This window comes from Vibrio sp. SBT000027 (genome assembly GCF_963894355.1).
GTDB lineage: Bacteria > Pseudomonadota > Gammaproteobacteria > Enterobacterales > Vibrionaceae > Vibrio > Vibrio splendidus.
The window spans coordinates 2,941,854-2,961,967 of record NZ_CAWQGD010000004.1 but is presented as its reverse complement, the minus strand read 5'-3'; the positions used below and the strand labels follow the sequence as shown (position 1 = coordinate 2,961,967).

Below are 20,114 nucleotides of genomic sequence, written 5' to 3'. Positions count from 1 at the left end.
AGAATTAACCCTTCTTGATGACAACCAAAAACCTTGGTTAGTTGCCATACGCTAAGACCCTTTCGGGTTGTATGGTTAAGTGACTAAGCGTACACGGTGGATGCCTTGGCAGTCAGAGGCGATGAAAGGCGTAATAACTTGCGATAAGCCCAGATTAGGTAGTAATAACCTTTTGAGTCTGGGATTCCTGAATGGGGAAACCCACTTGCATAAGCAAGTATCCTGTTGTGAATACATAGCAACAGGAGGCAAACCGGGGGAACTGAAACATCTAAGTACCCCGAGGAAGAGAAATCAACCGAGATTCCGAAAGTAGCGGCGAGCGAAATTGGATTAGCCCTTAAGCTTTTAATGAGACAGATGAAGGCTCTGGAAAGTGCCGCAATAAAGGGTGATAGCCCCGTAATCGACATCTCATAATCAGTGAAAACGAGTAGGGCGGGACACGTGATATCCTGTCTGAATATGGGGGGACCATCCTCCAAGGCTAAATACTACTGACTGACCGATAGTGAACCAGTACCGTGAGGGAAAGGCGAAAAGAACCCCTGTGAGGGGAGTGAAATAGAACCTGAAACCGTGTACGTACAAGCAGTAGGAGCACCTTCGTGGTGTGACTGCGTACCTTTTGTATAATGGGTCAGCGACTTAATTTTAGTAGCAAGGTTAACCGTTTAGGGGAGCCGTAGGGAAACCGAGTCTTAACTGGGCGTACAGTTGCTAGGATTAGACCCGAAACCAGGTGATCTAGCCATGGGCAGGTTGAAGGTTGAGTAACATCAACTGGAGGACCGAACCGACTAATGTTGAAAAATTAGCGGATGACTTGTGGCTAGGGGTGAAAGGCCAATCAAACCTGGAGATAGCTGGTTCTCCCCGAAAGCTATTTAGGTAGCGCCTCGGACGAATACTACTGGGGGTAGAGCACTGTTAAGGCTAGGGGGTCATCCCGACTTACCAACCCTTTGCAAACTCCGAATACCAGTAAGTACTATCCGGGAGACACACGGCGGGTGCTAACGTCCGTCGTGGAGAGGGAAACAACCCAGACCGCCAGCTAAGGTCCCAAAGTATAGCTAAGTGGGAAACGATGTGGGAAGGCTCAGACAGCCAGGATGTTGGCTTAGAAGCAGCCATCATTTAAAGAAAGCGTAATAGCTCACTGGTCGAGTCGGCCTGCGCGGAAGATGTAACGGGGCTAAGCTATACACCGAAGCTGCGGCTACGTACCTTAGGGTATGTGGGGTAGGGGAGCGTTCTGTAAGCCGTTGAAGGTGGTCTGTAAGGGCTGCTGGAGGTATCAGAAGTGCGAATGCTGACATGAGTAACGATAAAGGGAGTGAAAAACTCCCTCGCCGGAAGACCAAGGGTTCCTGTCCAACGTTAATCGGGGCAGGGTAAGTCGACTCCTAAGGCGAGGCCGAAAGGCGTAGTCGATGGGAAACGGGTTAATATTCCCGTACTTCTTACAATTGCGATGGGGGGACGGAGAAGGCTAGGTGGGCCTGGCGACGGTTGTCCAGGTTCAAGTATGTAGGCGGAAAGTTTAGGTAAATCCGGACTTTCCTAACGCTGAGATACGATGTCGAGCTACTACGGTAGTGAAGTCATTGATGCCATGCTTCCAGGAAAAGCCTCTAAGCTTCAGATTGTAAGGAATCGTACCCCAAACCGACACAGGTGGTCGGGTAGAGAATACCAAGGCGCTTGAGAGAACTCGGGTGAAGGAACTAGGCAAAATGGTACCGTAACTTCGGGAGAAGGTACGCTCTTATCAGTGAAGTCCCTTGCGGATGGAGCAGACGAGAGTCGCAGATACCAGGTGGCTGCAACTGTTTATTAAAAACACAGCACTGTGCAAAATCGTAAGATGACGTATACGGTGTGACGCCTGCCCGGTGCCGGAAGGTTAATTGATGGGGTTAGTCTTCGGACGAAGCTCTTGATCGAAGCCCCGGTAAACGGCGGCCGTAACTATAACGGTCCTAAGGTAGCGAAATTCCTTGTCGGGTAAGTTCCGACCTGCACGAATGGCGTAATGATGGCCACGCTGTCTCCACCCGAGACTCAGTGAAATTGAAATCGCTGTGAAGATGCAGTGTACCCGCGGCTAGACGGAAAGACCCCGTGAACCTTTACTACAGCTTGGCACTGAACATTGAACCTACATGTGTAGGATAGGTGGGAGACTATGAAATTGCGTCGCTAGATGTGATGGAGTCGTCCTTGAAATACCACCCTTGTAGTTTTGATGTTCTAACGTTGGTCCCTGAATCGGGATTACGGACAGTGCCTGGTGGGTAGTTTGACTGGGGCGGTCTCCTCCCAAAGAGTAACGGAGGAGCACGAAGGTGGGCTAAACACGGTTGGACATCGTGTGGTTAGTGCAATGGCATAAGCCCGCTTGACTGCGAGAATGACAATTCGAGCAGGTGCGAAAGCAGGTCATAGTGATCCGGTGGTTCTGAATGGAAGGGCCATCGCTCAACGGATAAAAGGTACTCCGGGGATAACAGGCTGATACCGCCCAAGAGTTCATATCGACGGCGGTGTTTGGCACCTCGATGTCGGCTCATCACATCCTGGGGCTGAAGTCGGTCCCAAGGGTATGGCTGTTCGCCATTTAAAGTGGTACGCGAGCTGGGTTTAGAACGTCGTGAGACAGTTCGGTCCCTATCTGCCGTGGGCGTTGGAAAATTGAAAGGGGCTGCTCCTAGTACGAGAGGACCGGAGTGGACGAACCTCTGGTGTTCGGGTTGTCATGCCAATGGCATTGCCCGGTAGCTAAGTTCGGAATCGATAACCGCTGAAAGCATCTAAGCGGGAAGCGAGCCTTGAGATGAGTTTTCCCTGGCACTATAAGTGTCCTAAAGGGTTGTCGTAGACTACGACGTTGATAGGCAGGGTGTGTAAGTGCTGCGAGGCATTGAGCTAACCTGTACTAATTGCCCGTGAGGCTTAACCATACAACACCCAAGGGGTTTTGTGGACTCAGATGTACCAGACCTTGAATGCGTTTGAAGAGAAATACTTTTAAAGTTCTATTAAATAGAGAAGCAGCTTTCCGAATTTTAAAATTTGCTTGGCGACCATAGCATTGTGGACCCACCTGATTCCATGCCGAACTCAGAAGTGAAACACAATAGCGCCGATGGTAGTGTGGGGCTTCCCCATGTGAGAGTAGGACATCGCCAGGCTTTAAATTAAATCTTTAGGTTGACCAACCTGGAGATATGGACGCTCACTTAGTGAGTTGACCACTGCGGAGTGGTAGTTCAGTTGGTTAGAATACCGGCCTGTCACGCCGGGGGTCGCGGGTTCGAGTCCCGTCCACTCCGCCATTTATTCGATAACCTCGCCTAGTGCGAGGTTTTTTCGAATCTGAAGTATTAAAAAGTTTTAGGGGTGTAGCTCCAATTGGCAGAGCAGCGGATTCCAAATCCGCGTGTTGGGAGTTCGAATCTCTCCACCCCTGCCATATTTAAGGCTCTAGCAGAAATGCTAGGGCCTTTTTACTTTCTGAATCATACGCCATTAGTAAAGCTGCGGATTCCCCCTACTTACCAAAACAGCGCGTGCTGGGATTTCGAATCTCTCCACCCCTGCAATATCAAAGCCTCAGCAGGAATGCTGGGGCTTTTTTACGTCTATTGCTCTTTCAAATCGAGTGTTGGGAGTTTTGTCAAAGCCCGGTCGAATCACAGGAGTGCCGGCGCAGTGTATCCCTACCATATTCAAGGCTCTAGACAGCGTGCGCCAGAAAAAATGCTAGAAGTATCAGGTTACTCCTATCCACTAGAACCTCTTGAATATTTACTTGCTTCAACCTTGCTGTATTTAAAAACTTAGTTGGAAACTAAAGCTTTCTGTTCAACACTTGTCTAGCTCCGGAGCTCTTTGCTAATAACTAAAGCTATGATTGTTAGACCTGAATCTCAGTATTGTTGTTTCCAGATAAAAGGCTGCGCTTTTTGATTCAATTTATACAATTGAGGAGCGATATTGTGACTAGACTCGTTAGTGTTATAGAAGAATGAGATCTTTATATGGTGCCAGTTCCGGAGAGAGTGCTGGTTTAGATCGCTGTTCATCAAATGTCGAGATACGATCGATGTGTTACATATACCTTTCAGCTAGATTTTCAGTGAGGAAATCGGCGAATCTGATTTTCATCAGGTATAAAAAAGGCCACCTAAATTAGGCAGCCTAGTTTGATATTTTGAGATGTTAATCCAATTCTTTCTCAGCTTGTTTCGCTTTCTCTATCATTGGAGTAATTGTTGAACCTTGGACTAAGATTGAGAACACAACAACAGCGTATGTCATGACAAGGATAATCTCTTTAACATCTATTGCCTTGTCTTCAATAACCCAGATACCTGAAGGAATTGAAAGTGCCATGGCTAGAGCTAGTCCACCACGCAAACCACCCCAAGTTAAGATCTTGATTGACCAAGGGTTGTAAGTTCTAAAGCGTTTGAATCCGATATAAGACAAGAAAACACTTAGGTAGCGTGCGCTTAGCACTAGAGGTACTGCGAACGCCATTAAGATCCAGTCTTCTTGGTGGAATTTGAATAACAACATCGACATACCGATCAATAAGAACAATACGCCATTTAAGAATTCATCTATCAATTCCCAGAAGTGGTCTAGGTGATCCTCACTCTCTTTCGAGAATCCAATAAAGCGCGTCCAGTTACCAATCATGATACCTGATACCACCATTGCTAACGGTCCTGATACATGTAGGACTTCAGCAAAGGCATAACCAGCTGTAGGAATACCTATGGTTAATAGCAACTCCATCGAGTGGTCATCGGTGTTGCTGATTAGGTAATGGAATATTAAACCTAGAACAAAGCCATACACGATACCACCGATAGCCTCTTGGACGAATAACATGGTCACGCTACCTACAGTCGGTGCTTCTGTACCGAACGCAATGGTAAATAGGGTAACGAAGATCACTAGGCCAAAACCATCGTTGAATAGAGACTCTCCCTCGATTTGAGTAGAGATTCGTCTGGGAGCATCGAGCTTCTTCACTATTGCTAATACAGCGATTGGATCGGTTGGAGAGATTAGAGAACCAAAAAGCAAGCAATAAATTAGGTCAAATTGAATACCGATAAACTGACAGAACCCATACAGCACAAAACCAATAAAGAATGTCGAAAACAGTGTAGCGCCAAGAGCGAGTACTGTTATTTCCCATTTCTGATCTTTTAGATTAGGTAACTTAATCCCCAAACCACCTGCAAAGAGTAAGAATCCCAGTATTCCTTTCAGGAGGAAATCTTCAAAGTTGATACTGGCAACGGTTTCTGAGGCGATGTCAGCCAATTGGAACCAATTGTTTTGTCCCGCAATGATAATTAATAGAGATAACATCATTGAGCCAGCTGTAATGGCGATGGTTGTCTGCATTTTACCAATTTTGGTATTCACGAAAGCAATAAGCATGGCAGCTGCGGACAAGAAGCATAAGGTGTAATAGACCGACATTGGTATCCCAACATGTAACAAAGTATGAATATGAATTTTCGTTGTCTCATGCTCAAATAGCAAACATTTTTTTGTCATGACTTGGTAATCAATTTCATCTTTTAGACGTCTAGACTCCTTTTTAATGTGTGGTAGGATGGAGAGATAATTAAAGGAATGAGGTTGTACCGTGGGAAGTAATGTAAGGCAAAAGATTGACGCTCTGTTGAAGCAACGAATTTTACTGATTGATGGTGGCATGGGTACCATGATTCAGGATTATAAATTGGAAGAGCAAGACTATCGTGGTGAGCGCTTTGCTGATTGGCATAGTGATTTAAAAGGTAACAACGACCTTTTGGTTCTTACACAACCTAAGCTTATCAAAGATATCCATATGGAGTATTTGGAAGCCGGTGCTGATATCCTCGAGACCAATACCTTTAACTCTACAACCATCGCTATGGCCGACTACGATATGGAAAGCCTTAGCGAAGAAATTAACTTTACAGCTGCAAAATTAGCTCGTGAAGCGGCAGACGAATGGACGGCAAAGACCCCAGACAAACCCCGTTTCGTGGCGGGTGTGTTAGGTCCAACTAACCGAACTTGTTCTATCTCTCCAGACGTTAATGATCCGGGCTATCGTAATGTTAGCTTTGATGAGCTTGTTCAAGCTTACTCCGAATCGACACGAGCACTTATCAAAGGCGGCTCAGATCTTATTCTTATCGAAACTATCTTCGATACGTTAAATGCAAAAGCATGTTCTTTTGCGGTTGAATCTGTTTTTGAAGAAGTGGGTATTACTCTTCCAGTTATGATCTCCGGTACCATTACTGATGCATCAGGTCGTACGCTTTCAGGGCAAACAACAGAAGCCTTCTACAATGCCCTTCGTCATGTTAAACCTATCTCATTTGGATTGAACTGTGCATTAGGCCCTGACGAACTGCGAGAGTACGTTGGTGAGATGTCTCGTATCTCAGAATGTAACGTTTCTGCTCACCCTAACGCGGGTTTACCTAATGCATTCGGTGAGTATGACCTTTCTCCTGAAGATATGGCTGAACACGTTAAGGAATGGGCCGAGAGTGGCTTCTTGAACCTAATTGGTGGTTGTTGTGGTACAACCCCAGAACATATACGTCACATGGCTGAGGCCGTTGAAGGCGTAACTCCACGTCAATTACCTGATTTGCCTGTGTCTTGCCGTTTATCTGGCTTAGAACCATTAACGATTGCCAAAGAGTCTCTATTTGTAAACGTCGGTGAGCGTACTAACGTTACCGGCTCTGCTCGATTTAAGCGATTGATTAAAGAAGAGCTTTACGACGAAGCCTTGAGTGTTGCTCGAGAGCAAGTTGAGAACGGCGCTCAGATCATCGATATCAACATGGATGAAGGGATGCTAGACGCTGAGGCGTGTATGGTTAAATTCCTTAATCTATGTGCGTCTGAGCCAGAGATCTCGAAAGTACCAGTCATGGTCGACTCTTCAAAATGGGAAGTTATCGAAGCGGGCCTGAAATGTATTCAGGGTAAAGGCATCGTTAACTCTATCTCATTGAAGGAAGGGAAAGAAAAGTTTGTCGAGCAAGCTAAACTGGTTCGTCGTTATGGCGCAGCTGTCATTGTGATGGCGTTCGATGAACTAGGACAGGCTGATACTCGAGAGCGTAAAGTCGAGATTTGTACTAATGCCTACAATATTCTTGTTGATGAAGTCGGTTTCCCGCCAGAAGATATTATTTTTGACCCAAACATTTTCGCAGTGGCTACTGGTATTGATGAGCATAACAACTATGCGGTCGATTTCATTGAAGCAGTAGGGGACATCAAACGCGATCTTCCGCATGCGATGATCTCGGGTGGTGTGTCGAATGTTTCATTCTCGTTCCGCGGTAATAACTACGTTCGTGAGGCTATCCACGCAGTATTCCTATATCACTGTTTTAAAAACGGTATGGATATGGGTATCGTAAATGCAGGGCAATTAGAGATTTACGATAATGTGCCTGAGGATTTACGTGAAGCCGTTGAAGATGTGGTTCTAAACCGCCGAGACGACTCAACAGAGCGATTACTCGATATCGCGACTGAGTATCTAGAGCGTGCAGTGGGGAAAGTTGAAGATAAATCGGCTTTAGAGTGGCGTACCTGGCCAGTAGAAAAGCGCTTAGAACACTCTTTAGTGAAAGGTATTACCGACTTTATTGTTGAAGATACCGAAGAAGCTCGTGTTAATGCCTCTCGCCCTATCGAGGTGATTGAAGGTCCATTAATGGATGGCATGAACGTGGTTGGTGATCTCTTCGGTGAAGGTAAGATGTTCCTTCCTCAAGTGGTGAAATCTGCCCGTGTTATGAAGCAAGCGGTAGCCCATCTAGAACCATTTATTAATGCAACCAAAGACGTTGGTGCAACTAACGGAAAAATCTTACTGGCGACCGTAAAAGGCGATGTTCACGATATTGGTAAAAACATTGTTGGCGTTGTCTTGCAGTGTAATAACTACGAAATTATCGATCTGGGCGTGATGGTTTCATGTGAAAAAATCCTTAAGGTCGCTAAAGAAGAGAACGTCGATATCATTGGTCTTTCGGGTTTGATCACTCCTTCATTGGATGAGATGGTTCATGTGGCTAAAGAGATGGAGAGACAAGGCTTTAAACTGCCTCTTCTGATTGGCGGAGCAACCACATCTAAAGCGCATACAGCCGTTAAGATTGAGCAGAACTACTCTGAACCTGTGGTCTACGTAAACAATGCCTCACGTGCTGTTGGTGTGTGTACTTCTCTACTCTCTAACGAACTGAAGCCTGCATTTGTTGAGAAGTTGGATATTGATTACGATCGCGTTCGCGATCAACACAACCGCAAAAAGCCGCGCACTAAGCCAGTCTCGCTAGAGAGAGCGCGTGCCAATAAAGTTGCTATCGATTGGAATGCGTATACTCCCCCTGCACCCGCTAAACCGGGAGTACACATCTTCAAGGACTTTGATGTGGCTACTTTACGTCAGTACATCGACTGGACTCCGTTCTTTATGACGTGGTCTTTGGTTGGTAAGTACCCGGCAATTTTTGATCATGAAGAAGTAGGCGAAGAGGCGAAGCGCTTATTTAAAGACGCCAATGATTTATTAGATCGAGTAGAAAGAGAGAAATTGCTTGAAGCTCGTGGTATGTGCGCTATGTTCCCAGCGAACAGTGTTGGTGATGATATTGAAGTGTATACCGATGAATCTCGTACCGAGGTACTAAAGGTTCTGCACAACCTTCGTCAGCAAACCGAAAAGCCAAAAGGATTTAACTACTGTTTGTCAGATTACATTGCGCCAAAAGACAGCGGTAAAGCGGATTGGATTGGTGGTTTTGCAGTAACGGGTGGTATTGGTGAGCGAGAGCTAGCTGATGATTACAAAGCGAAAGGCGACGACTATAACGCGATCATGATTCAGGCGGTTGCAGACCGATTGGCTGAAGCGTTCGCTGAATACTTGCATAAAGAAGTGAGAAAGGACATTTGGGGCTACTCACCTGATGAGAATTTGTCTAACGACGATTTGATTCGAGAGAAGTACCAAGGTATTCGTCCAGCCCCGGGTTACCCTGCTTGCCCAGAGCATACAGAGAAAGGCACGTTGTGGGAGTTGATGGACGTTGAAAAAGCAATCGACATGTCGCTAACCACGAGTTACGCAATGTGGCCAGGTGCCTCAGTGTCTGGTATGTATTTCTCACATCCTGATGCTCGATACTTTGCTATTGCACAGATTCAACAGGATCAAGTGGATAGCTATGCCGACCGTAAAGGTTGGGACATGTTGGAAGCCGAGAAGTGGTTAGGTCCAAACATTAACTAGTTTGGGTCTATGAAGAGCTTGGATTCGTAAAGTAAAAAAGAGAAAGGGTTGCTTAATAGCAACCCTTTTTGTATCTGTCGTTTGGTGATTTTAAACTAATTGAGCAACCATCGTTTATTCAAACAGCTCTTGATGCAGCTTTTGAATCGCCAACTTAGACACAGATTCATCTAGCAAGAAGCATAGGTTGTGTGGGCTTGCTCCGTAACAAATCATACGTAGGTTGAAATCTTCTAGAGTGCCGAAGACCTGCTTTGCATAGCCTTTGCTTTCACTCATGTTGTTACCAATAAGAGCAACAAGGCACAGGTCGTGTTCAATATCCACAGAACACAGCTCTTCAAGCTCAATTCGAGCGGCTTCTGGTAGCTGAGGTGCACCACCCGATGTATCTGTTTGATCGAGAGTGAGTGAGACACTGATCTCTGAGGTAGTGATAAGATCGACAGAGATCTTATGCTTAGCGAGGATCTCGAACACTTTTGCGAGGAAGCCATAAGCATGGAACATATTGGCGCTGCGTAGCGTAACCATGGTTTGATTGCAGCGTAGGGCAAGCGCTCTGAACAGAGGGGAGCTTTCAACTTGTTGACGAATCCATGTGCCACCGAGCTCTGGTGCTTTTGATGAGCCGACAAATACCGGAATTTGATGGCGTAGTGCCGGGACTAGAGTCGATGGGTGTAAGATCTTCGCGCCAAAGTTTGCCATTTCCGATGCTTCGCTGAAGCTGATCTCTGGGATAGGAGATGCTTTCGATGCGATACGTGGATCCGTGGTGTAGATGCCCGGAACATCAGTCCAGATTTCTAAACCAATCGCTTGTACAGATTCTGCAATCAGTGCCGCTGAGTAATCACTACCACCACGACCTAACGTTGTGGTGTTACCTTCGCTATCGGCGCCGATAAAGCCTTGGGTAACGACAACTTGCTGCTGGCAGAGTGGAATCAATTTCTGTTGTGCTAAAGTTGCAATATCTTTTAACTGTGGTTCTGCTTTGCCGAAGTCACCATTGGTGCGCATCACTTCTCTGATATCAAAACGGACAGCGGGTGTGCCACGCTCGCGAATGATTTGAGCGAGGATATGTGTCGACATCAGTTCGCCACATGCCACTAGGTGATCGGTGAGTTTAGTACTGGCTTGGAATGATGCCGCTTCGGCTGCACTCGCAATGTCATCGAGAATACAGTGCACATCTTTTTCAATGCTAATTGGGTCAGCTAGCTGATCAAGAATCGCGTTATGAATGTCAGTCAATTGCGTCAATAATTCCTGACGACGAGTTTTGTCTTGGACACCATTCGCTAGTTCAACCAGCAAGTTGGTGACGCCTGAGCACGCGCTGCTCACAACCAGTTTCGTATTCGAGTTATTTTCAATAATGGCAGCACAACGGCTCATTGCTTCAAAGTTGGCAACACTTGTTCCACCAAACTTAGCGACATTAAAAGAACCAGCTACATTAGATGCACTCACGATATATCTCCCACGACTTCCTAAAATAAAATTACGGTTGGGTAATCCAACGTCCGATGTTTTTCGAAGAGAGTATTTAGAGCAAAAAGAGAGGAATTATTAGAATAGTAACCTCAGAAGCTCTTCACCATATAGAAATGGCGACAGTTGCCGGGATTCAGCCCGCTCAACCGATAATAAAGGTCCTGCATCCTTTTATTATCTCGGCACTGCTCCCCCTTGATGCTTTGTATTGGAAATGCGGTTCCACAAAACATCTGCCTGGGCAGTGCTCCTCTTCTGCTAGATAGCCATTTCATTGAACGTGTTTGCGGTAACAATGTCAATCCGTAACTGGAGATATTTAAAAAATAATTTTAACAATTATGTGACACTGGTGTGACCTCAATACTTTTAGCTAATTGATGACGGTATCGATTTGCTTTAGGGTGGATTGTTCACAACATTAACGTAAGGGATGTACATGTCTAATTTAACACTCACTACTGCTATCGAGAGCTTTTATCCGCCACACCGAACGTTAATGGGGCCGGGGCCTTCAGACATTTCTCCTCAAGTTTTACAGGCCTTGAGCCGTCCAACTATTGGTCACCTCGACCCGTTATTTATCGCGATGATGGATGAACTGAAACAACTTCTTAAGTATGCATTCCAAACTGAAAATGAGTTTACGATTGCTGTTTCTGCGCCTGGCAGTGCAGGTATGGAAACCTGTTTTGTTAACTTGATTGAGCCCGGTGAGAAGGTAATTGTTTGTCGCAATGGCGTTTTTGGTGAGCGTATGCGAGAGAATGTTGTGCGCTGTGGTGGTGAAGCGATCCTTGTAGATGATGAGTGGGGCAAGCCCGTTTCCGTTGAAAAGGTCGAAAAGGCATTGGCAGAAAACCCTGATGCAGTTGCTGTCGCATTTGTGCATGCAGAGACGTCTACTGGAGCGTTGTCGGATGCTCAAGCGATTTCAGCAGTCGCTCGTCAGTTTGATGCGTTGTCGATTGTGGATGCGGTGACGTCATTAGGTGGTGTGCCATTGTTGGTTGATGAATGGCAACTCGATGCGGTGTATTCAGGTAGTCAAAAGTGTCTATCTTGCGTTCCTGGCCTGTCTCCAGTGACTTTCTCTCAACGTGCGGTTGAGAAGATGAAGGCGCGTCAAACTCCGGTACAAAGCTGGTTCCTAGATCAAAGCTTAGTACTGGGTTACTGGAGTGGAGAAGGCAAGCGTAGCTACCACCATACGGCACCCGTGAATAGCCTGTATGCTCTGCATGAGTCGTTGGTTTTATTGAAAAATGAAGGCCTGGATAATGCGTGGTCACGTCACCATGCGATGCACCAAGAGCTTAAAGAAGGCGTAGAAGCACTAGGATTAAAGTTTGTGGTTGATGAAGAGAGTCGTCTTCCGCAGCTCAATGCGCTTTATTTCCCTGAAGGAATCGATGAAGCCAAAATCAGAACACAACTTCTAGAAGAATATAACCTTGAAATTGGCGCGGGACTTGGTTCTTTGGCGGGCAAGGCTTGGCGTATTGGTTTAATGGGTTATGGCGCTCGAAAAGAGAATGTCGCTTTGTGCTTAAAAGCGTTGCAAGACGTTTTAAAATAGCGGTAATAAACTCAAGTTCAAAAGAAAAGCGCACGAGAGATCGTGCGCTTTTTTGTGTCTAGACTAAACGTCAATATGGTGAATTAACTCTAGATTCCGTGGCGTCATTTAGCAGAAGAAATGTTGTTTTCAGCTTCCGATATTTTCTTATATTGAACCTTGGAAAAGTCTCTATTTGGGAACAAGAAGCTCGCTTCACTACGAATTTGTTCGGCTTTACTGTGATCGCCTAATCCTTGATACGCTAGAATCAGGTTGCTGTAGAAAGCAGGCCTTGGCTTACGTTTTATGATCTCTAACGACCAATCTATATAAGGTTGGATCAAGCTAGGATCAGCTTTGTAGAGGCCGATATTTAGATAGGTGCTGTATACGTCCCAATCATAGCGATCTTTCCAGACTACAGGGTTCGTTACCTGCTTAAGAATATCCGGGTTTTTGGGTTTAGAAAGTTCAAATTGAGTCAGGACATAATTGGTATGCAGCGCGCTCAACATATAGAAACTCACCAAGATCGGAACCACCAAGCTAGACACTCTAAACAGGGTTTTACTAACGATACTAAACGGCTGTTGATAGTGACGAGAAGCTCGTTGATCGACCCAGTAAATCAAGATGATGAATGTTATCCAGTGAATCGCTGAGTGGTAAAAAGGGTACTCGAGCTGAGAATGTAAGAGTATCGGTATAAATAGCGCGAGTAGTGCTAGACGTGTTCCCTTCGCTGAGCTTGTTATGCGTGACATCACCAACACTGCAGCAAGCAAGATACCGATGATTGGTACTATTCCACCTTCAACCCCCCAAAACAGGAACTCATTGTGTGGGTGATCCATTGAAGGAAGGCCGGGATGATAATTTGGGTTGAGTTGATGTTGGCGAGCTGTGTATAGCGTGTACTCGGATTCGAACTTCCCGTAGCCATACCCTGTAAATGGCTTTTCGATCACCATATCGAGCGCTTGTGGAAAAGTATAAGCTCGTGGGCTTTCTAAGTTAGCCCTTTTACTTGCGAGGCTATCAGTTGTACTGAGGCTGATTACCGAAAAAGCGACCACGATACCGACGAGCACTGATGCGCACCATCCGTAGAAGCGTTTCTTGGTCGAGAACTTGTATAGATAAGGCAGAATGCAGACAAACCCAATGACGGCAGCCAACCATCCGGTACGTGATGCAATGATGATCAGCAAAGGTACGGTTAAGGTCGGGGTTAGGTATAGTAAGAATGACTCGCTAATTTTGTGATTATATTTAGCGGGCTGTCTCGCTAAAAGATACGCTGAAAGCACAAAACCAGTAGCTAAAAAGCTAGCCATTACATTAGGTTGTTGGAATATCCCATAAGGTCGATTAGCCGCAGTGTTGTAACCAAATAGATTGCCGGGTTCCAGTAAGAAATATTGCACGTAACCAAAGAGTGCTTGTATAACCACAGCAAGCACAATGAACCACAACATGCGTTGCTTGTGTTTATTGCTGAACTTAAATTGCTGAAGTACGACGAATAAAGCGAAGCCCGCCCACAATCCCAGTAGTCGACCAGATGCGGCTTGAGGAAAGGCGTTACTGTAGAGCGTGGGTAGCGTAAGTATCACGCAACTGATCAGCAAGCCAACGGTTAACTTGGAATATTTAAGTACTCGGTTAGTCGCGAGTTGGTAGAAGCCAATTGCTAACGTAAAGCTAAGAGCTAACCAGGTGGTTGGGTTAAACGATAACGCAAGGCCTGAGCCTCCAGGATTCGGCATGAAAAAATGCATGGCTAACAAGAATACAACAGCTAAAGAAGCCAGAAATGCTTTATTGAGTGGTAGCTGAGTTACCTGATTTTCTAGTTGGGTACCGCTAGTGTGTATTGTTGCCATAAATCCCTAACCTTATAAAAACAGAGCTTGTTCCTTCTGAAACAAGCTCTGTTACTTTAACATTTTTCTGTCTGCTCGCAGGGCGCTATTTTACACCTACTTCAAATTTAACATAGGCTTAAGGAAGCGAGCAGTGTGCGAACCTTCGACTAACGCCACATCTTCAGGTGTACCTTCTGCAACAATCTCACCACCCCCTTGACCACCTTCTGGACCAAGGTCTAAGATCCAGTCTGCTGTTTTGACGACATCGAGGTTGTGCTCAATCACGACAACCGTATTACCGTGATCACGCAGCCTATGTAATACCGTCAATAGCTGCTGGATATCGTGGAAATGAAGACCTGTTGTTGGTTCATCAAGAATGTATAAGGTTTTTCCCGTGTCTCGTTTAGACAATTCACGCGCTAATTTGACGCGTTGCGCTTCACCACCAGATAAGGTCGTCGCTGCTTGTCCGAGGCGAATGTAGGAAAGGCCAACATCCATCAATGTTTGCAGCTTACGAGCGATAACAGGAACAGGGTTGAAGTATTCTCGAGCATCTTCCACTGTCATCTCTAGAACTTCGTCAATGGTTTTGCCTTTGTAGCGAACTTCTAAAGTTTCACGGTTATAACGCTTACCTTTACACACATCACACGGCACATACACATCTGGCAAGAAGTGCATCTCTACTTTGATGACACCGTCTCCCTGACACGCTTCACAGCGACCACCACGAACGTTAAAACTGAATCGACCTGGCTTGTAGCCACGAGATCGTGATTCTTGGGTACCGGCAAATAACTCTCGAATTGGCGTGAAAATACCAGTGTAGGTTGCAGGGTTTGATCTTGGTGTGCGACCGATAGGGCTTTGGTCAATATCGATCACTTTGTCGAAATGCTCTAAGCCTTTTATCTTTTTGTGCTTTGCCGGAACGGCAGTTGTTGCACCGTTTAATTGAGTGTGGGCAACTTTAAAGAAGGTGTCATTGATTAGTGTAGATTTACCTGACCCCGATACCCCCGTAATACAGCTGAACAAGCCTACAGGGATCGTCGCAGTGACATTCTTTAGGTTGTTCCCCATTGCGCCAACGATCTCGACGACCTTTTTCTTGTCGATAGGCGTTCTTTGTTTTGGTATCGCAATTTCTTTGGCGCCGCTCAGGTATTGCCCGGTTAAAGAATTCGGGTTTTCGATGATGTCTTGCATGGTACCTTCTGCGACCACGTGTCCACCATGCACACCCGCACCTGGGCCGATATCGATAACATGGTCAGCACAACGGATTGCGTCTTCATCATGTTCAACAACAAGCACGGTATTTCCTAGATCTCTGAGGTGAACCAAAGTTTGCAGTAGACGTTCATTATCGCGCTGGTGGAGGCCAATTGATGGCTCATCGAGTACATACATAACACCCACTAAACCAGCACCAATTTGACTTGCTAGACGAATCCTTTGCGCTTCACCACCAGACAGCGTTTCTGCACTGCGTGATAGGTTCAGGTAATTCAAACCAACGTTCACCAAGAAATGCAGACGATCATTGATCTCTTTCATTACTTTATCAGCGATCTGACCACGCTGACCATTGAGCGATAAGTTTTGGAAAAACTCTAGTGCATCAGCAATGCTGAGCTGAACGATTTCTGGCAGTGTGGTATCGCCAATGAAGACATTTCGAGCTTCTAATCTTAAGCGCGTACCATCACAGCTAGAACATGATTTCGTTGATATGTACTTGGCAAGATCTTCACGCACCGCGCTAGACTCAGTGTCGCGGTAACGGCGTTCCAGCGTATTTAAAATACCTTCAAATGGGTGACGCTTGACTCGGATATCACCACGATCATTGATGTATTTGAATTCAACTTCAGTACGCCCTGAGCCTTTAAGAATGATCTCTTGAGTCTTTTTAGGCAGAGAGTTGAATGGCACATACAGATCAAAGCCATAATGGTCTGATAGCGACGTTAGCATCTGAAAATAGTAATAATTCTTCTGATCCCAGCCTTTTATTGCACCTTCTGCAATGCTTAGGTTCTCATCTAAAATCACTCGACTTGGATCAAAATATTGTTGAACACCAAGTCCATCACACGTACCACATGCACCTGCAGGATTGTTGAATGAGAATAGGCGCGGCTCAAGCTCTTGCATGCTGTAGCCACACTTTGGACAAGCAAAGTTAGCTGAGAACACGATCTCTTCTTGTTCTTTATCATCCATCCAACCGACAACAGCGATACCACCAGATAGCTCTAATGTGGTCTCGAACGATTCGGCTAAACGTTGTTGAAGATCAGGACGAACCTTGAATCTGTCTACCACAACTTCAATGGTGTGCTTCTTGTGCAGTTCCAATGTGGGTGGATCGGACAAATCACAAGTCTCGCCATCAATACGAGCTCGGATAAAGCCTTGTGCGGCTAGGTTTTCCAGTGTCTTTACATGCTCACCTTTACGTTCTTTGACGATCGGTGCCATCAGCATCATCTTTGAGCCTTCAGGCAGTTCTAATACCTTGTCGACCATTTGGCTGATGGTTTGCGCCGCGAGGGGGATATTGTGATCAGGGCAGCGTGGCTCGCCGACTCGCGCGTAAAGTAGTCTTAGGTAATCATAGACTTCAGTGATGGTACCGACGGTTGAACGAGGGTTATGAGAGGTCGATTTTTGTTCTATCGAGATGGCTGGAGATAAACCTTCGATGTGGTCGACATCGGGTTTTTCCATAAGAGATAGAAATTGACGGGCGTAGGCCGACAAAGACTCAACATAACGACGTTGACCTTCCGCATAGAGAGTATCAAACGCAAGTGACGACTTTCCTGAACCTGATAAACCAGTGATAACCGTCAGCTTATCACGGGGTATGGTTAGGTTAATGTCTTTGAGGTTATGCGTACGAGCGCCTCTAATTTCTATTTTATCCATCTCAATAGACCATGTAATTTTAAGTGGCTAAAGTATTACATAGAGTGAGATTTGTGCAAAGTTTTACTGGATAAAAAAACAGTAAACAAAAAAGGGCGACTCTTTTGAGTCACCCTTGGAATCATTTAATGTGCTGTTAACTAACCGCTAATTGCTGTTAACTCAATAGCTAAATAGCTAAATAGCTCAATAGTTAAGCCGATCAATAGCTAAATAGCGAGTAAGCCAAAATTAGCGATTAAGCTTCTTTTGTTGTTGAGTGCTTACCTAGCTCGATTTGTTGCTGGTCTTTTTTGTATAGGTTTTCAAAGCAGTAATTTGTTGCTTCGATGTAGCCTTCAACACTACCGCAGTCAAAACGTTGACCTTTAAATTTGTAAGCCAATACACAACCTGCTTTTGCTTGTTTTAGCAATGCATCAGTGATTTGGATTTCGCCGCCTTTGCCTGGTTCAGTCTGCTCGATAAGCTCAAAGATATCTGGAGTCAGAATGTAACGGCCAATGATTGCTAGGTTGCTTGGCGCAGTGCCTGGTTCTGGCTTTTCTACCATGTCATCAACACGGAAAAGATCATCTTTAATCATTTCGCCAGAGATAACACCGTATTTGTGAGTCTCTTCCTCTGGAACTTCTTGGACTGCCACAATTGAACAACGGAACTGTTTGTATAGTGCAACCATTTGAGCCAGTACGCCTTGCTGTTCATTAACACAAAGGTCATCAGCAAGCACAACGGCAAAAGGTTCATCACCCACAAGCTCGCGACCCGTCAAGATAGCGTGGCCAAGGCCTTTCATTTCACGTTGACGAATGTACGTGAAGTTTGCTGCTTCAATCGTCTCACGGATATTGATCAGCAAATCTTCTTTATTGGTGCCGCTGATCTGGTGCTCAAGCTCGTAGTTCTTATCAAAGTGGTCCATCAATGAGTGCTTACCACGGCCAGTCACGATGCACATGCCGTCCATACCGGCTTCGATCGCCTCTTCAACGCCGTATTCAATCAGAGGTTTGTTGACGACAGGCATCATTTCTTTCGGCATTGACTTAGTTGCAGGTAAAAAACGTGTACCGTAGCCAGCTGCCGGGAAAAGGCACTTTTTGATCATGGTAAGACCCTTTATCTATAATAATTATGGATTCAACCTGAATGGTTGATATTTCTGAGGGCAACTCTAGCATAAGTTATGTCGAAAATTCAGCAACAATCCGTATGGTTCACTAGAGTTTTCCTCAAAATTATCGTCAGTTTAAGAGGCTGATCAATTATGCAAGCAAGTTCTGGTTTGCCCATGCAATAGCTTGGACTCTATTCTTAACAGCTAACTTACGAAATATTTGATAAAGATGAGATTTGACCGTGAATTCGCTAATAAACAAGTCATCGGCTATTTGCGTGTTTGATGAGCCTGATTGAAGGCAGCGAATCACTTGCAGCTCTCTAATGGTTAAGTCGACATTAGTAGGGGTGGTATTGGTGCTCACGATATTTCGATAGTAGAACAACAATTGGCTTGCCACTTTTCTAGGTAGCCAGTTGTCTCCATTAATGACCTCTTCAAGTCCTTTCGCTATTTTGGCTTTCTCTTCTGAGTTGTAAAAGAGACCTTTTAATACGCCAAACGTAATCAACTCTGATGTGGGAAGAGCTTTTGGGACGTTGAATAGAATGATCTCATGATTTTTCCACATCACAGGTAGATTTGGATGAAGGTTGATTAATCGAGGCACCTCTTTGTAATCAACCAGTAAAATTCGGTTGCTCTGCTTTCGATCAAATAACATCAAATCGTCCGGTGTCATTTTGTAGAGAATAATAGATAAGTGCTTTTCTATCTCTTTTACATGTAGATAGGTGTCGTTTGGGTCGATGCACAGAAAATGCAAAGTGCGAGCGTATCGAGATTTTCTCATTGAAATTCCTTGTTGAACTGGGATGAGATTTCACGTTGTCATGCATGCTTTCGCTTCTCTAGCGCCTTAATGGTGACTTGCGTTGAATATCAATTATCAAAGTAAATGAGTGGTTTGTAAGTGGAGAAAAAAGCAACATCGCTCTGAATATCATGATTTGTTACGTTTTTATTCTTTGTAGTGAGGTGAGAATAGGAATGCGATTTATCACTGCAGAAAAGCATGCTATTCTTGTGCGCTAAAATTTTCTGAGACTATGAATTTAGACGGAGCAAATCATGGCTAGCCGTGGAGTTAACAAAGTTATATTAGTGGGTAACCTAGGTAATGACCCTGAAATTCGTTACATGCCCAATGGCGGTGCAGTAGCGAACATTACCATTGCAACGTCAGAGTCATGGCGTGATAAAGCAACTGGCGAACAGCGTGAAAAAACAGAATGGCACCGTGTTGCTCTGTTTGGCAAGCTGGCGGAAGTTGCTGGTGAGTACCTACGTAAAGGTTCTCAAGTTTACATTGAAGGTCAACTTCAAACGCGTAAATGGCAAGATCAAAGCGGTCAAGATCGCTACACAACAGAAGTCGTTGTTCAAGGCTTCAACGGTGTAATGCAAATGCTTGGCGGTCGTGCTCAAGGCGGTGCTCCTGCTCAAGGTGGTATGGGTAACAACCAACAGCAAGGTAGTTGGGGTCAGCCACAGCAGCCACAACAGCAGCAACAAGCACAACAACAATACAGTGCCCCAGCTCAACAGCAGCCGAAAGCACCTCAACAAGCTCCTCAGCAGGCTCAACCTCAATATAATGAGCCGCCAATGGATTTTGATGATGACATCCCATTTTAAGCCCTGTTTTTAATATATTATAAAGACAGTATTAAATTGGAAAAAGCCGCGTTTATCGCGGCTTTTTGTTACCTAGAATTCTTAACGCTTTATTTACAACGTCAATTTATAGTATAA

The 20,114-nt window shown here is 45.2% G+C and carries 9 protein-coding genes, 2 tRNA genes, 2 rRNA genes and 1 riboswitch; of the genes, 7 read left to right on the top strand and 6 right to left on the bottom strand.

Annotated features, from left to right (window positions below):
• The first annotated feature begins 73 nt into the window (after positions 1–73).
• The 4 genes from AACU28_RS22975 to AACU28_RS22960 all read left to right on the top strand — a co-directional run bounded on the left by AACU28_RS22975 (position 74) and on the right by AACU28_RS22960 (position 3,478).
• Positions 74–2,966, top strand: a 23S ribosomal RNA gene (locus AACU28_RS22975).
• A gap of 115 nt (positions 2,967–3,081) precedes the next feature.
• A 5S ribosomal RNA gene (rrf, locus tag AACU28_RS22970) occupies positions 3,082–3,197 on the top strand.
• Positions 3,198–3,264: 67 nt separating this feature from the next.
• Positions 3,265–3,341: transfer RNA gene (locus AACU28_RS22965), tRNA-Asp, on the top strand.
• Positions 3,342–3,401: 60 nt separating this feature from the next.
• Positions 3,402–3,478: transfer RNA gene (locus AACU28_RS22960), tRNA-Trp, on the top strand.
• A 749-nt stretch (positions 3,479–4,227) separates the two neighbouring features.
• Here AACU28_RS22960 and AACU28_RS22955 read toward each other — a convergent pair.
• Positions 4,228–5,508, bottom strand: coding sequence for a cation:proton antiporter (locus AACU28_RS22955; protein WP_017078851.1), 1,281 nt, complete (start codon positions 5,506–5,508; stop codon positions 4,228–4,230).
• 169 nt (positions 5,509–5,677) lie between these two features.
• Between AACU28_RS22955 and metH the strand changes: the two genes are divergently transcribed.
• Positions 5,678–9,355: a methionine synthase gene (gene metH, locus AACU28_RS22950; RefSeq protein WP_121603637.1), complete on the top strand. Its 3,678-nt coding sequence runs from the start codon at positions 5,678–5,680 to the stop codon at positions 9,353–9,355.
• 114 nt (positions 9,356–9,469) lie between these two features.
• Here the strand turns inward: metH and lysC are convergent, their stop codons facing one another.
• Complete coding sequence (gene lysC / locus AACU28_RS22945) at positions 9,470–10,837, bottom strand: lysine-sensitive aspartokinase 3 (protein WP_121603636.1); 1,368 nt, start codon at positions 10,835–10,837, stop codon at positions 9,470–9,472.
• A gap of 109 nt (positions 10,838–10,946) precedes the next feature.
• A riboswitch (Lysine riboswitch) is annotated at positions 10,947–11,124 on the bottom strand.
• Between the two features lie 176 nt (positions 11,125–11,300).
• Between lysC and AACU28_RS22940 the strand changes: the two genes are divergently transcribed.
• Positions 11,301–12,440 (top strand): pyridoxal-phosphate-dependent aminotransferase family protein, encoded by a 1,140-nt coding sequence (locus tag AACU28_RS22940; RefSeq protein ID WP_004735978.1) that lies wholly within the window; start codon positions 11,301–11,303, stop codon positions 12,438–12,440.
• Between the two features lie 104 nt (positions 12,441–12,544).
• On the opposite strand, the gene AACU28_RS22935 is transcribed toward AACU28_RS22940, so the two are convergent.
• From AACU28_RS22935 to AACU28_RS22920, 4 genes are all read right to left on the bottom strand, one after another.
• Complete coding sequence (locus AACU28_RS22935) at positions 12,545–14,308, bottom strand: PglL family O-oligosaccharyltransferase (protein ID WP_121603635.1); 1,764 nt, start codon at positions 14,306–14,308, stop codon at positions 12,545–12,547.
• A gap of 96 nt (positions 14,309–14,404) precedes the next feature.
• Positions 14,405–17,236: an excinuclease ABC subunit UvrA gene (gene uvrA, locus AACU28_RS22930; protein WP_121603634.1), complete on the bottom strand. Its 2,832-nt coding sequence runs from the start codon at positions 17,234–17,236 to the stop codon at positions 14,405–14,407.
• A 238-nt stretch (positions 17,237–17,474) separates the two neighbouring features.
• Positions 17,475–18,347 (bottom strand): UTP--glucose-1-phosphate uridylyltransferase GalU, encoded by an 873-nt coding sequence (galU, locus tag AACU28_RS22925; protein WP_065606690.1) that lies wholly within the window; start codon positions 18,345–18,347, stop codon positions 17,475–17,477.
• A 157-nt stretch (positions 18,348–18,504) separates the two neighbouring features.
• Entirely contained in the window at positions 18,505–19,152 is a 648-nt protein-coding gene (locus AACU28_RS22920; RefSeq protein ID WP_017084684.1) for a LuxR C-terminal-related transcriptional regulator, read from the bottom strand.
• Positions 19,153–19,430: 278 nt separating this feature from the next.
• Between AACU28_RS22920 and AACU28_RS22915 the strand changes: the two genes are divergently transcribed.
• Complete coding sequence (locus AACU28_RS22915) at positions 19,431–19,997, top strand: single-stranded DNA-binding protein (protein ID WP_017078845.1); 567 nt, start codon at positions 19,431–19,433, stop codon at positions 19,995–19,997.
• Positions 19,998–20,114 lie beyond the last annotated feature (117 nt).